At 65.1% G+C, this 13,448-nt stretch carries 11 protein-coding genes; 7 read left to right on the top strand and 4 right to left on the bottom strand.

From position 1 onward, the window contains the following. Positions 1-29: 29 nt before the first annotated feature. Positions 30-2,537: a hypothetical protein gene (locus tag ACOOFO_RS03920; RefSeq protein WP_420428356.1), complete on the bottom strand. Its 2,508-nt coding sequence runs from the start codon at positions 2,535-2,537 to the stop codon at positions 30-32. Positions 2,538-3,064: 527 nt separating this feature from the next. On the opposite strand from ACOOFO_RS03920, the gene ACOOFO_RS03915 reads away from it, so the two are divergent. The 4 genes from ACOOFO_RS03915 to ACOOFO_RS03900 all read left to right on the top strand — a co-directional run bounded on the left by ACOOFO_RS03915 (position 3,065) and on the right by ACOOFO_RS03900 (position 5,727). Then, positions 3,065-3,772, top strand: a complete 708-nt coding sequence (locus tag ACOOFO_RS03915) for a helix-turn-helix domain-containing protein (protein ID WP_420428355.1) — start codon at positions 3,065-3,067, stop codon at positions 3,770-3,772. A gap of 76 nt (positions 3,773-3,848) precedes the next feature. Beyond that, on the top strand, positions 3,849-4,268 hold the full coding sequence (locus tag ACOOFO_RS03910; RefSeq protein WP_420428354.1) for an MAPEG family protein: 420 nt from the start codon (positions 3,849-3,851) through the stop codon (positions 4,266-4,268). Next, entirely contained in the window at positions 4,265-5,290 is a 1,026-nt protein-coding gene (locus tag ACOOFO_RS03905) for a carbon-nitrogen hydrolase family protein (protein WP_420428353.1), read from the top strand. The genes ACOOFO_RS03910 and ACOOFO_RS03905 overlap by 4 nt, the downstream gene beginning before the upstream one ends. Further along, entirely contained in the window at positions 5,287-5,727 is a 441-nt protein-coding gene (locus ACOOFO_RS03900; protein ID WP_420428352.1) for a hypothetical protein, read from the top strand. Before ACOOFO_RS03905 ends, ACOOFO_RS03900 begins: the two co-directional genes overlap by 4 nt. Positions 5,728-5,969: 242 nt before the next feature. Here ACOOFO_RS03900 and ACOOFO_RS03895 read toward each other — a convergent pair whose 3' ends face one another. Both ACOOFO_RS03895 and ACOOFO_RS03890 read right to left on the bottom strand, forming a co-directional pair. After that, on the bottom strand, positions 5,970-7,523 hold the full coding sequence (locus ACOOFO_RS03895) for an MmgE/PrpD family protein (RefSeq protein WP_420428351.1): 1,554 nt from the start codon (positions 7,521-7,523) through the stop codon (positions 5,970-5,972). Positions 7,524-7,730: 207 nt separating this feature from the next. Further along, positions 7,731-8,321, bottom strand: coding sequence for a porin family protein (locus ACOOFO_RS03890; RefSeq protein ID WP_420428350.1), 591 nt, complete (start codon positions 8,319-8,321; stop codon positions 7,731-7,733). Positions 8,322-8,572: 251 nt separating this feature from the next. On the opposite strand from ACOOFO_RS03890, the gene ACOOFO_RS03885 reads away from it, so the two are divergent. Beyond that, positions 8,573-10,174: a Na/Pi symporter gene (locus ACOOFO_RS03885; RefSeq protein ID WP_420428349.1), complete on the top strand. Its 1,602-nt coding sequence runs from the start codon at positions 8,573-8,575 to the stop codon at positions 10,172-10,174. A gap of 18 nt (positions 10,175-10,192) precedes the next feature. On the opposite strand, the gene ACOOFO_RS03880 is transcribed toward ACOOFO_RS03885, so the two are convergent. After that, positions 10,193-10,831, bottom strand: coding sequence for a prolyl hydroxylase family protein (locus ACOOFO_RS03880; protein WP_420428348.1), 639 nt, complete (start codon positions 10,829-10,831; stop codon positions 10,193-10,195). An 88-nt stretch (positions 10,832-10,919) separates the two neighbouring features. Here ACOOFO_RS03880 and ACOOFO_RS03875 point away from each other — a divergent pair, with 88 nt between their 5' ends. Both ACOOFO_RS03875 and ACOOFO_RS03870 read left to right on the top strand, forming a co-directional pair. Next, positions 10,920-12,797 carry a RecQ family ATP-dependent DNA helicase gene (locus ACOOFO_RS03875; RefSeq protein WP_420428347.1) on the top strand — a complete coding sequence of 626 codons (1,878 nt, stop codon included), beginning with the start codon at positions 10,920-10,922 and terminating at the stop codon, positions 12,795-12,797. Continuing rightward, positions 12,778-13,443, top strand: a complete 666-nt coding sequence (locus ACOOFO_RS03870) for a 2OG-Fe(II) oxygenase (RefSeq protein WP_420428346.1) — start codon at positions 12,778-12,780, stop codon at positions 13,441-13,443. Before ACOOFO_RS03875 ends, ACOOFO_RS03870 begins: the two co-directional genes overlap by 20 nt. Positions 13,444-13,448 lie beyond the last annotated feature (5 nt).

Here is a 13,448-nt window from a genome sequence, read left to right as displayed (position 1 = left end):
CCCGCCTTCGCTCAGGGCATCGAATGACCTTAGCAACGTGCAGTGCGAAACAGGCGACGTGCAGCGCGATATCGCACCCCAAGAACCGCTGCCAGCGCCAGAAGCCAGATGCTGCCACCGCCGCCGCTCTCCGTACCGGCAACACCCGCGTTGCCTGAGGCGACCCCACCGCGACTGCGGCTGCAGGGCGCATCGCCAATGCGATCGACTCCGCCGGGACAGCCTTCCAGCCCGTATACGTGCGCTGCCGCGATATAGACCTCGGCGCCGGACCAGATGTGCGGAAAGCCCACCGAATGACGGTAGCTGCGCTCTCCGTCGCGGAAGATGCGCTCGCCGTAGTGCAGGACACCGGGTTCGGCGACGTCGTGCGTCAGCCACTTGATCCAGCCATCGAGCCGTGCGGCGCGACGCGGATTCTTCCAGTCCAGCCCCAGTGCCATGATCGACTCCATCGGGTACTGGAAGAAGCCACCGACCTCGGGTGCCTGAAAGCCGCTGCGGCGATCGAGTTGCTCAGCGAACTGCTGATAATGGCGCTGCAGCAATTCCGCCGTATCCGGGTTGTCCGCTTCGAGCACTTCCGAGGGCCAGGCGAGATAGATGCCGCCGCGGCCGCCCTGGCAGCCATCATCGTCGCAAAGATTGTCCAGCACGGCCGCCTTGAGCTCGTCGGCACGCGCCTGCCATTGGGGGTTGGGTGCACGCCCTAGCGCCTCGGCGGCACGGATCGCGGTCTGGTAGCCGAGATGGACCGCCGCCGCGCCCTGGGCGCCCTGGCTTGGCACGAGCACATCGTCCTCCGGTGCCGTGCATTGCAGGCCGTTGCGCGGGTCGTAGCACCGCAGCAGCGCGTTTGCGGTGTCTTCCATCGCGGGATAGACGGCTTCCAGATAGGCAATGTCACGCTCGCCGATGGCATAGGGCAGCCACAGGCTCCAGATCACCAGGCCCTGCGCGTCGATTTCGTAGGGGAAGACCGCGCCTGCTTCGGCGCCATCGGGGTAGTAGAAGGTATCCCAGGTGCCGTCAAGAATCGGTAGATCGCGGTAGATGCCGGTCAGAAATCGGCTGTTTGCCTTCGGTATATCGCTGTAGCCTGCAATCAGCAGCGCGTACTTGAAGAAGGCGCCGTCGCGCACCCAGTCCTGACGATAGGGCGTCTGCGGCGTGGTGGCGGCGAGAATCGCGCCGGTTTCGCGGTCGGCAGCGGTGCGGATGGTGATGAGGGCGCGCTTGGAGACGTCACGGGTGCGCTGATCCTGCGTCGCCGGCAGCCGGGCGCGGCTGATCCAATGCCTCCAATCCGCCTCGGAGGCCGCACGCATGGCCGTAAAGCCTTGCTGTCGCGCTTCGCGGATCAATCGCAAGGCGTCATTGGGCCGGTCGCTCGCCGCGATATACACGGTGTAGGAGCCGTCGGCATCCGGCGCCAGCCCTGCAAGGCCGCCCGCGGTCTTGCCCACGGCCATGGGTGCGCCGGAGAGTTGGCCGTCCTCGATATCGTAGAAGGGATCGATCAGCGGCGTGCCTTCGACTTCGCTGCGCAGCAGACCCAAGGTGTCGGTACCCGCCTGGAAGCTGCTCGGCATGCTCTGCCCGGCCACCGCAACGTAGACGCCGCGACCGAAGCTACCGGCGACGGCGTCCAGCGCATTTTCGGTATTAAGCTGCGAGGTTGCGATCCGCGTCAGCGACGTCGGATCGACCTGGAAGGGCCGAAAGTGCAATAGCGCACCGTCGGAGGCCGTGTAGACGGTGGCAAAGTCGGTTGCCGGATCGAGGAAGGCATCGGTCACCGACGGGACGCGCGGGATGCGCGACGTGGTCGGGTTCATATTGGCGTAGTAGTGGAAGCCTTGTTGCGGCGGCCGTGAGAAGGTGAAGTTGCGCGCCATCAGGTCCTTTTCGGGGTGCACGATGTCGGTGATCGTCACGCGCAGTCCGCTCTCGATGTTTTCCAGCTTCGTGATTAGCGTTTGGGTATTGCTGTTGGCGTAGCGTTGGTCGATGACCTCCCAGCCGTCGCTTCCGATCAGCCATTCGCCATCCACACCACCGAAGGAACCCGCATTGCGGAAGGCGCCCTTGTTGGGCAGTCCCTGCGAAAGATTCAGGTAGTTGATGTGGTCGTACAGGCCCGGCCCGGGCCAGCCAAGGCTGGTCAGCCGGCCGTCCCGGTTGATGCCGGCAGTGAGACCGCCCGTCCCCAGCGAGGCGTTGGCCGCGCGCGGGCCATAGGTTTCGTTTTCAGTCAGCTCGAAACCCTCTGGTGAGAGCAGCAGCGAGTCCCCCATAGGCGGGTTAGTCAGTTCCAAGCCGCCGGTGCCCAGGCGCACGCAGTTATCCAGCCCCAGCGATCCCAAGTCACCCAGCAGACACAACTCCAGACCACCGTCGCTTGCGTTGGGCTGCAGCACCAGATCGATACGCCCATCAGGAACCTCGATCGGCAAGGCTTGCGCGGATACCAGGCTGGCCTTCCCCACGCACAGTGCCGCGCCGATGCCGGCCAGGCCCCAGAAAATTGCTCGCATTTGTCTCCTCCGCGGTTTCTACCGCTTCATTCAACCTCAGAATTTACAGTGTAAATTACAAGGTGCGCTCTTTCCATGACAAAGCGCTTATGCAGAAACTCCATGGGAATGCACGATCAGGAGAGCGGCCACGCGGGGTGCAAGGTGCGGATAGCGCCACTCGAGAAAGCTGGCGCGCAGCGAAGCCATGCACGTCAGTGCCTGTCGATGACAGCCGCCGCGCTGATAGGCAGGCGCACAATGGAAGACAGGACACGGTCAGGGTCATCGCACTTCCCTGTCACCACGAGACACGGAGCAAGTGTCAGGCCACGGTGAGAAGGCCCTGTTCACAGATAGACGCGATAGGTCCCAGAAGCGTCGCCAAATAATGCTGCACGCACTCTTATTGGATAACGTGACTCTGTTGGCAGCCAAGAGGGCGCACCGAACTAGAATGTGAAGAGCTAACGACCCGACCGGCCTCTGCTGCATTGCCCAGCCCTGTCCCGCCCACTGTTCTGCTTGGACCTCGCAGCCTTATCTATGTGGGCCCCCTGGGGCGCGGGCTGCCGCATACCCATGCCGCCAACGTGGCACTGGTGGCCCTGGATCGGCCATTGCTGTTGCGGCTTTCCGGTGGTGACTGGATGGAGCACGGCAGTGCGTTGATTCCGGCCGGTACTCGGCACGAGCTGGACCCGCAGCAGGCACGCTGTGCCGTGATGTACGCAGACATCCATGCGCCCTGCTGGCAGGCCATGCAGCCAGGCCAGAATCCATTGTCCGAACTGCCGCTTGACGCCGCACTACGAAGCTCCCTGATCGAGGTCGCCGAGTGCGCGACCTGGACACCCGAGCTGGAGCACCAGCTCGGAACGCGCCTGATAGCGTCGCTGGGCACCCCGTCGACGGCGCGCAGTCGGCTGCAGATCGCGCTGGACGACTATCTGCAGCAGTCTCCCGACCTCACGCTCGATGGCTTGGCCGCCCGCATGCAGCTGTCCACCAGTCGAGTGCAGCACCTCTTCCTGAAGGAGCTGGGCGTGAGCTACAAGCGGGTGCAGCACTGGGTCCGATTTCGCGGTGCAATACAGGCCATGGGCCAATGGGGCACGCTCACCGACGCCGCCCTTGAGGGCGGATTCAGCGACTCCTCCCATTTCAGCAACGCCTTTCGCAGCATGTTCGGGGTAAGTGCGCGCGGAGCCGGCATCCTCCAGGGCAGCTTCCGGCTCTGGACCACGCCCTGGTAGCGCCGCAACAGATTTCTGCAAGTCGGCCATGAAGGGCTGCGGCAGTCTTGCCGCCGAACCCTCATGGAACCCATCGATGCTCCCGGACACCGTATTGCTGATTCTGTGCCTGTATGCCCTGCTCACCGCAGCTCTGGTGGCGGTGGTCTTTGCATACCGCAGCACACAGGTGATGTTCAGACGCACCCCGGCCAATGTCTGGCCGCGCAGCCAGCCCGCTGCTGAGCCGGCGCTGGTGCAGCGCGCCCACGACGCACACAAGAATTGCGTGGAGAGCTTTCCGCTCTGGCTGGTTGCGCTCCTGGTGCTGAGCCATGACCCGACCAGCCTGGAAGCCTGGGGCTGGCTTCTGCCCTGGCTCTTCGCCCTGCGGCTGGCGCAATCGCTGACCCACCTGCTGGGCACGCCGCCGGCCCTGGTATTCCTCCGCGGTCTGTTCTTCGCCGGGCAGCTGTTGGGGCTGGGTGCAATCATCGCGCTGGCGGTGTGGGCATGAGCATCAAAGCTGCCGCCATTGCGCTCGAAACCCGCGTCGGCGATGTGGCGCACAACCTGGCGCTGGTGGAGACGATGGTGGTGGAAGCGGCCGCCAAGGGTGCACGCATCGTGGCCCTGCCCGAATTCTTCACCAGCGCCATCACACCGGACGAGCGCTCCTACGCGGCTGTGCTGGGGGAAGACAATCGTGCGGTGAGGCTGCTGCAACACCTGGCGCACAAGCACAAAATCTGGATTGGCGGCTCTCTACTGCAGCAGGCGCAGGACCAGATCGTGAACCGCTATGTACTGGTGGAGCCCAGCCAGGCCACGCATTGCCACGACAAGGACCTTCCCACCATGTGGGAAAACGCCTTCTACGCCGGCGGGCACGACGACGGGGTATGGGAAACCGAGCTGGGCACGGCCGGCGCCGCCATGTGCTGGGAGCTGATCCGGCAGCAGAGCCTGCGCCGCATGGCCGGTCGGGTGCAGTGGGTGATCACCGGCACGCACTGGTGGACACTGCCGCACAACTGGCCCGGACTGGGCCCCGACAGCCTGCTGCTGCGCAGACTGGCCCGCCGGAACGCCCAGCTCAGCGAGTCGGCGCCGGCCGTCTTTGCGCGCCATCTGCAGGTACCGGTGATCCAGGCCAGCCATTGCGGCTACTTCGAAGGCCGCTTTCGACTGCTGGCCGGCCGCGATATTGCTCTGCGCTACCGCAGCCACTTTGTCGGCGCCACGCAAATCGTGAATGCCCAGGGTGAGGTGCTCGCCCTGCGCAGAACGCAGCAAGGCTCGGGCATCGTCTATGCCGATATCGACATTCCACGCGCCGCTCCCGTCCCGGCCGGGGTCGGGAGCGGGTTCTGGATTCCCCGGCTGCCCAAACTGATGCGCCTGTACTGGCACCAGCAGAACTGGGCCAATCGCCCCGTCTACCAACGTCGCGGTCGTCGACTCGGTCTGGAGGGCGCGGCCTGCCATGCCGCCCTGGATAGCCACCCCGCCGCGCAACCCAAGAGAACCTCCACATGAATCATCTTCCCAGCGCCGATCACTTCGCCCTGGTGTCAGCCGGTGTCTTTCTGCTCGTTGGCATGCTCACCGGCATCTGGAAGTACCGCCACATGATGCGCAGCGAGGACGCCCAAGCGCCGGTCTATGTGGATATCTGCCATCGCACCGCGCTGATGTATGCCTTTGCCTGCCTCGTGCTCCAGCAGCTCGCCCTGCATAGCCGCTGGTCCGCGGCCGTGAATCTGGCCGCCGTGGCGATTCCCATCCTGTGGTTTGCCACCGCCGTCTTTGCCTACGCGGTACACGGCTGGCTACAGGACACCGACAACCAATTGCGCCGTCCGCACAAGCTGGGCTCCATGACCGTTTCCGGCGCCCTTCTGGCCGTCTACATGACCCTGCTCATCGTGGGTGAAATTGGCGGGACGTTGGTTCTACTGCTGGGCGTTCTCTGAGGCGCCGCCCGCTTGCCGGTCGGCGCTGGCCTTGCTTGCGTTGCGGCGTCATGCGCACAGCGGCAATGTCTGTCTGCTGGCCGACTGGCAGCTGCTTCATCTGCGGACCGTGTCGGTCGATGCACTTGTTTCGGAATACCCCACGGCTCCCGAGCGACCGACGCACAAAAGAAAACCCGCCCGGTTGGCTCCGGGCGGGTTTCCATTTCAATCTGGCAGGCGAGCCGCCAGCGGAACTGCGATCAGTAAATCCCGCGCGTGTCCGGGGCGTCCAGCTTGCCTGCGTCCACGATCAGGTTGACCGTGGCCAGCTCGTCACCCTTGAGGCTGTCCATGCCGTTGACGGCCTCGATGAAACGGGCACGCTCGGCGTCGCTGACGAGCCCCTGGGTGTAGTCGGCCAGCTTGGCCTCGTAGTCCGGGCGCTGCCAGGGGGTGTCGCCGCCCGGGTGGGCATTGGCGCGGGTCTTCTCGTCCGCCACCTCTGAGCCATCGGCCAGGGTCACGATCATGCGGCCGCCATAGGCCTGCACGTTCGGGTCCTGGTCGTGGTAGAGGTCTTCCCAACGCTGATCGAACTGGGTTTCGATGCGCGCCATCAGCGTGCGCAGCTCATCCTTTTCGGCCTGGGTCATCTGATAGGCGCGATCCTTGTGGAACTCGCCGGTCTGGATGCAGCGCGCAATGGCGAACATGATGCTGTGGTCCAGCGTGCCACGCGGGGAATCGGGGTCGATCTTCTGCGGGTCCTTGGCGTCGGTGCCGATGACATGGTGCGTGTGATGGCTGGTTTCCAGCACGATCTTCTTGATCTGGTCCAGATCCACGCCGTCGCCCTTCTTCGGCAGCTTTTCACGCAGTTGCAGCGCGAGGTCGATGATCGCCTGGCCCTGATACTCGAAGGCGTGCTGCTTGGGGTAGGTCTTCAGGATGTTGCGGAGCGGATCGGCGCCCGGCGCCACCAGCGCCACCTTGTAGACGGCTTTTTCGTCATCGCGGCCATTGAGGAAGCGGCGGATGATGCTGTCGACGCCTTCGTAGACCGGGTTCGGCCCCTTGAGGCCGTGCATGGCGTGGTGCACGGCCTTGATGGAAATCTCCGCCGAGAAGCCCGGCACGAATTCCTTCTGCGCGCCAATGTCGCCCTTGCGCGACTGGCGCGAGGAAATGGCGTTGTGCACGGCAAAGTTGATGGCGTGATAGGCCTGCTCGGTGCTCAGGCCCAGCATGGAGGACAGACCCGCCGCCGTGCCCGCGGCGATGTGCGTCATGTGGTCGACCTTGTGCTTATGCAGGCAGATACCGGTGCCATCCCCCGTACCAACCAGCGCCACATGGACTTCGTAGGCCACGACGATGCCGCGCAGGATGTCGGCGCCGCTGACGCCCAGATGCTGACCGACGGCGATGATCGGCGAAATGTTGTCGTCCGGGTGGGAATACTCGGCCGCCAGGTAGCAATCGTCGTTGTCGAGGAAGCGCACGGCCACCGCATTGGCGAAGGCAGCCGGTACCGGCGCGAAGTGCTCCTTCAGACCCCAGATCGTGGCCTTGCCCGTGCCCTTGGATGCGAGTGCATCGGCGCGCGCCACCTTGACGGCGGTTTCGTTCGCGGCGCCCAGTGCAATGGCTGCGTTGTCGATGATCCGGTTCTTGGCCATCGCGATGGCGTCGGCATCCTGGGGGGCGTCCTTCGCGCGGGTGGCAAGCTCAGCCAGCTTCCAGGCCAGTTGCTGTTCGCGTGCCAGGTCTCCGCTGGTCTTTTCCGCCTGAACGGTGTGTATCGTTACGCTCATTCCAAGGTTTCCTTTCTCGTGATCTGGCTACCCGCCGGGGGGCGGCGCTTGTGTGGGGTTGTGGATTCTAAACGCTGCAGCGCTCTTACCAAGCCTAGCGCGCGCGCTGGCGCCTGCGATGCGCCAAAAGCAGTAGGCCCTCTGCGCAACAGAGGGCCTAGGGAGACAGCTGGATGGGGAGATGCAGTCGCATCTCCCCGGCACCACTCAGAAGCGATACTGCAGGTTGACCGACGCCATATCGACATCGGCATCGTCCAGCGCGAAGCGGTCGTACTCGACGCGCATCTGCAGCCCCGGCCCTTCGCCGAAGCGAATGCCGACGCCGTAGAAGGTGTCGTTGCCGTCCTCGCTGCTGCGCGACACGGTGGTCTCGCCACCGCCCAGAAAGCCGCTACTGGTGGTGGTGGCCCTGCGCTCGACATCCCACCAGAGCTGGCCGACCTTGCCGTAGGGGGCAACGCCATTGGCCAGCGGCAGGTGCACCAGGGCCGCGACGAAGCTGCCGTCGGCATCCAGCTCGAGCGAACCGTCCTCAACTTCACCAAAGTCGGTATAGCCACCCTCGACGCTGAACACGGGATTGAATTGGATACCGGCCTGGCCGCGCCAGGACCAGCGGTTGTCCTTCAATTCGTCCTCGCTGTCGGGAAAGTCCTCGTCGTTGATGCGGAAATAACCAACACCACCGCCGAGGTAGGCCCCAACTTCTTCGTTCTGGGCCAGCACAGTGCTCGGAATGGCGGTCAAGCCACCCGCAAGCGCCAAGCCGGAAAGATAGGTCGTGAACGTCTTCATTGATTCTCTCCATTGCAAATGAGTCATCGTCGCGACGGAGAGGAGGCTATGCATGCGCCATGAGTGAAGCCTGAACAGGCGTTCGGTTGCGGTGCCTGTGAAACGCGCATCGGGCATTCCTTCGAGCCGCCGCCGTGCATGCCGTCGCACTGTCGCACCTGCAACAGGAATTCGCGCCTGCCCCATACGAGCCTTCCTCTTGGACCTTTGCGAAGTCCTTCACCGGGCATCTGATGCGGCACAATCCAGCAATGGAATCCGCCCTCTCATTCGACACTCTCGGCGCGCTCGTTGGTGGTCTTGGGCTTTTCCTGCTCGCCGTTGGCATGATCTCGGATGGCCTCCGACTCGCTGCCGGCGACGCATTGAAGGAGCTGCTGGGCCGGTGGACCAGCACGCCACTGCGCGGCATTGCTTCGGGGGCGCTGATTACCGGGGTCGTGCAATCATCCAGCGCGGTCACCGTTGCCACGATCGGCTTCGTCAATGCCAATCTGCTCACCCTACATCAGGCATTGGGCGTGGTGTACGGCGCCAACATCGGCACGACGATGACAGGTTGGCTGGTGGCCGCCGTCGGATTCAAGATCAAGGTAGAAGCCTTCGCGCTGCCCTTGATCGGCATTGGCATGGCGCTGCGCCTGAGCGGCTCTCGATCGCGTCGCGGTGCCTTGGGCGAAGCGCTGGCCGGCTTCGGCCTGTTCTTCATCGGTATCGACTTCTTGCGCGGCGCCTTCGAAGGATTGGCACAGGTCGTTGATCTGAGTGCCATCCCGTCGGGCTCTGTGGTCGGTCTGCTGCTTTTCGTGGGGATCGGCTTCTTCATGACGCTGGTCACGCAATCCTCAAGTGCCGCCATTGCGATCACGTTGACGGCTGCCACGGGCGGGCTTGTCGATCTCGCGGCGGCGGCTGCGATGGTCATTGGCGCGAACGTGGGCACCACGTCAACGGCCGTACTGGCCACGTTGGGCGCCACGGCCAACGCGCGTCGCGTGGCAAGCGCACACGTCGTCTTCAATGTTCTCACCGGCGCCGTGGCCCTGGCGCTGTTGCCGATCATGCTGTGGCTGGTCAGCCAGACCAGCCGCCTCCTCGCTCTGGATGCCGCGCCTGCGGTTGCGCTGGCCGTCTTCCACACACTGTTCAACGTTCTCGGCGTTCTGCTGCTCTGGCCACTCACGGGGCGGCTCTCGCAGTGGTTGGGGCAACGCTTCGCCACCGCCGAAGAGCTACTGGGCAAGCCGCGTTATCTGGACGCCACAACAGCCGGGACGCCGGCCCTCGCGCTTGAGGCCATGCGACTGGAACTGCGAAGGATGATCGGGATGACCCGGGACGCCGCACTGCTGACGATGCAGAAGGAGGTGGACCGGGCTCGACTGGAGCGTCTGCAAGGGTCAATAGCGACCCTGCTGGACTGTGTGGAGACCGCGGTCTCCAAGCTCGAACTGCAGCGGCTGACGGCAGCGCTCGCGGTCGAATTGACCGATGTTCTGCGCGCCGCCCATGAACTGCGGGATGCCCTCGCACATACGCGTTCTGCGGCTCTCGTCACCTTGGCAGGCGACGATGGCTCCGTCGGCGCGTTTCAGCGCGCCAGCATCCAGGTACTGAGCGGGGTGAAATCAATGCCCGCCGCCCCAGACACGGAAATTGATTTGAAACCCTTGGCCCGACTGGCCCGCGAGGCACTGTTACAGGCGGCGGTCGCAGGTCGCATCACTACGGGCGAAGTCCACGCGAGGCTTGAACAGGTACGCGCCACTCGACAGATGATCGAACACCTGCGCAAGGCTGCCGACCGACTGGGCGAACGCACCCAAGCGGATGCTTTGGGCGCCACTGCCTGATCCGGACCGGCGTCGCGGCTAGGCAGCAGGCCCGGTCGCGGCCCCGTCGGCCCGATACGGCCGCTCGCGAAACCAGAGATTCGCGATCCACTTCTCCCCCGCCTCCAGCGGTTCGGAGGCGTGCAGCGACAGGGGATGCACCCGCCGCGAACCGGCTTCGCAGCTGTCGAACACCAGGACGTTGCCCAACTCGGGACGAATGGCGAGATCAAGGCGCGGGAAGCGCGTCCTGCCGCCGGCGTCCACGTTGTTGAGATAGAGGATGGCGGTACACAGACGCTGACCGCCGCGCGCGGTGTAGCGCTGACCGCGCTCGGTGCTGACATCGTAGGCGTCATAGTGGGCGCGATACTCGCCGCCCGGCGCGTAGTACACCACCTGCAGGGATTCTGCGTGGGCCAGCGGATGGCCCGCCAGCTCAGCCAACCGCTCGCACAGGGCGTGGACTACCGCGTCATGGTCGTGCTGAATCCAGGCATTCCAGGCCGTGCGCCCACTGCTCTTGCCAATGCCGCTGTCGAGACTGACGCCGGCTTCGCCGAGATCGTCGCGCGCCAACGCAATGACGTGGGCTGCTTCGTCGGGCGACAGGAAGTACTGCGCCATTTCGATGCGCGGATCGTCGCAAAGCTGACTGCGCGCTTCCGACCGTGCCATTGCGCCTGATGCCTCCGTGGTGACGGTTGCGGCAAGGCTAACGCCGTGCGCGAACCGTGTCAGTGGCTGTGACCTTACACTGCGCGCCATGCATCGTCTCGCCGAAGCCGAACAGGTCCTCACCACCCTGGGCTATGCCGGGTTCCGCCCCGGACAGCAAAAGGCCATCGACACCCTGCTGGAGCACGGACGCACCTTGCTGGTCGCGCCCACCGGTGGCGGTAAATCCCTCTGCTATCAGGTGCCCGCGCTGATGATGCCGGGTACGACCGTGGTCGTGTCACCGCTGGTGGCTCTGATGGCCGACCAGGTGGCGGCGCTGCAGGCGCGCGGCGTCGCCGCCACCTATCTCGCCGCCACCTTGTCGCCGGACGAACTGCAGCGCCGGCTGGAAGGCCTGTGGTCCGGCGCCTTCCGGCTGGTCTACATCGCCCCCGAGCGGCTGGCGGCGCCCGGTTTTCGCAACCGACTGGCACAGATCGACTGCCCGTTGATTGCCGTGGACGAGGCGCACTGCATCAGTGAATGGGGGCACGATTTCCGTCCCGAATACATGCAGATCGGCGATCTGGTCCGCGAACTCGCGCCGCCGCACGTGCTTGCCTGCACTGCCACCGCCACACCCGTGGTGCGCGACGAAATCGTCAACCGCCTCGGACTGGGAGCCGACACACCACAGCTCATCCATGGCTTCGCCCGCCCCAATCTGGCGCTGCGCGCCACCGAGGTGAACGGCCAGCGCGAGCGCCAGCGGGTGGTGGATGCCGCCCTCAAGGAGGCGCTGGGTGCGCCCGGGGGCAAGCGCGGCCTGGCCATTGTCTATACGCCGACACGCAAGCTGGCCGAGAGCGAAGCCGGCCGGCTTGCCGGCCTGGGTTGGCGCACCCGCAGCTACCATGCGGGGCTGCCAGCCGAGGACCGCCAGCTCGCGCAGGAGGATTTCGCCCAAGGGCACATCGACTTGATCTGCGCCACCAACGCCTTTGGCATGGGCATTGACCGCGCCGATGTCCGCGCCGTGGTGCACTTCGCGCCGCCTGGCTCCATCGAGGCCTACTATCAGGAAGTCGGTCGTGCTGGCCGCGACGGCAAGGATGCCATCGGCGTGCTGTGCTGGGCGCAATCCGATCTGCCACAGCGGCGACGCCTGCTCGAATCCCCCGGCGGTGAGCAGGCCTCAGACCAGGGCGAGATCGTCGAGCACAAATGGAATCTCTTTCTCGAGCTGATCCGCTGGGCCGAGGGCGGCTCCTGCCGCCACGACGCCATCCTTCGCTATTTCGGCGATGAAGCCGAAACCCTTGCCGGCTGCGGTCGCTGCGACGTCTGCCTGACGCTGGACGACGGCGGCACGGACGAAGACGCCACGCTGCTGGCGCAGCAGCTTCTGTCGGCCGTAGCGCGCGTCCATGGCCGGCTCGGCATGAAGATGGCCGTCGCCCTGCTGCGCGGTGAGCACGACGCCAAACTTGAGCGCATGGGGCTGACCCAGGTGCGCACTTATGGTCTGCTCGCCGAGCGCCCACGGGAGTGGATCCAGCGTGCGCTGGGGCGCTGCGTCACCGCCGGGTGGATCAGCTTCAGCGGTGACGACTATCCGGTCCTGCGCCTGACCGAGGAGGGCGGTGCCGTGATGCGTGGCGCCCAGCCCGCACGCTGGCTGCCACCAGCACAAGGCACGCCTTCACAGCGCCGCGCGCCCGGCGGGCGGCGTGCCCCTGCCGCCGCGGAAGCCAGCCTGGACGCCGCCAGCCAGGCGGCCTTCGACGCCCTGCGCGCAGCGCGGCTGGCCATCGCCCAGCAGGAAGGCGTGCCCGCCTACGTGGTGGCGCACGATCGCACGCTGCGCGCCATCGCCGAGCGACGACCGGACAGCCTTGACGCTCTGCGCGAGGTTCCTGGTCTGGGTGCTGCCAAGATCGCGCGCTACGGCGAGGCACTGCTCGATGCCCTCTCCGGTCATTGAAGTGCCGATCGCACCGCCGTCGCTGCCACCGCAACAGCGCTACCCTAACGCCCTCGTCCACCGCTCGACCGTCTCGACCATGACCGCCACGCCCGAAGGTTTTACGCGCATGTACTGCATCCCGCGCATCCTCGAAGATGAGGAGATGGACGGGCTGATCGCACTGGCGCGCAGTGAAGGATTGACCGCAGGGACGACCTCCGGTGGTGGCAATGACCCGCGCATCCGCCGTTCACAGGTGATGTGGCTGCGGCGCGCCGACGGCCATGGCTGGCTCTACGAGCGCATCTGGGCACAGATCGAGAAGATGAACCGCGAGGTATTCGGCTTCGATATCACCGATTTCAACGGCGCCATCCAATTGGCCCGCTATGACGCCAGCGATGAAGGCTTCTACAACTGGCATATGGACAACGGCGATAAGAATAGCGGTCGCAAGATCAGTTTCTCGGTGCAGCTCAGTCATGCAGATGACTACGAAGGCGGCAACCTGGAACTCTGGTACAAGATGCGCGGCATCGCCGCCTCGCGCGAACGCGGCGCCATCGTGGCCTTCCCGAGCTTCGTCATGCACCGCGTCACCCCAGTCACCCGGGGCGAACGCTTCAGTCTGGTGGCCTGGATCATCGGCCCGCGCTGGCGATAGCTCCC

It is taken from the genome of Algiphilus sp. (assembly GCF_965216485.1).
In the GTDB taxonomy this organism is placed as follows: domain Bacteria; phylum Pseudomonadota; class Gammaproteobacteria; order Nevskiales; family Nevskiaceae; genus Algiphilus.
This window is presented reverse-complemented; position numbering and strand designations above follow the sequence as displayed.

Coding starts and splice junctions, on each gene's coding strand:
- ACOOFO_RS03920 (WP_420428356.1), bottom strand. CDS start 2,537: ATGCGAGCAATTTTCTGGGGCCTGGCCGGCATCGGCGCGGCACTGTGC.
- ACOOFO_RS03910 (WP_420428354.1), top strand. CDS start 3,849: ATGCTCCCGGACACCGTATTGCTGATTCTGTGCCTGTATGCCCTGCTC.
- ACOOFO_RS03905 (WP_420428353.1), top strand. CDS start 4,265: ATGAGCATCAAAGCTGCCGCCATTGCGCTCGAAACCCGCGTCGGCGAT.
- ACOOFO_RS03900 (WP_420428352.1), top strand. CDS start 5,287: ATGAATCATCTTCCCAGCGCCGATCACTTCGCCCTGGTGTCAGCCGGT.
- ACOOFO_RS03895 (WP_420428351.1), bottom strand. CDS start 7,523: ATGAGCGTAACGATACACACCGTTCAGGCGGAAAAGACCAGCGGAGAC.
- ACOOFO_RS03890 (WP_420428350.1), bottom strand. CDS start 8,321: ATGAAGACGTTCACGACCTATCTTTCCGGCTTGGCGCTTGCGGGTGGC.
- ACOOFO_RS03885 (WP_420428349.1), top strand. CDS start 8,573: ATGGAATCCGCCCTCTCATTCGACACTCTCGGCGCGCTCGTTGGTGGT.
- ACOOFO_RS03880 (WP_420428348.1), bottom strand. CDS start 10,831: ATGGCACGGTCGGAAGCGCGCAGTCAGCTTTGCGACGATCCGCGCATC.
- ACOOFO_RS03875 (WP_420428347.1), top strand. CDS start 10,920: ATGCATCGTCTCGCCGAAGCCGAACAGGTCCTCACCACCCTGGGCTAT.
- ACOOFO_RS03870 (WP_420428346.1), top strand. CDS start 12,778: ATGCCCTCTCCGGTCATTGAAGTGCCGATCGCACCGCCGTCGCTGCCA.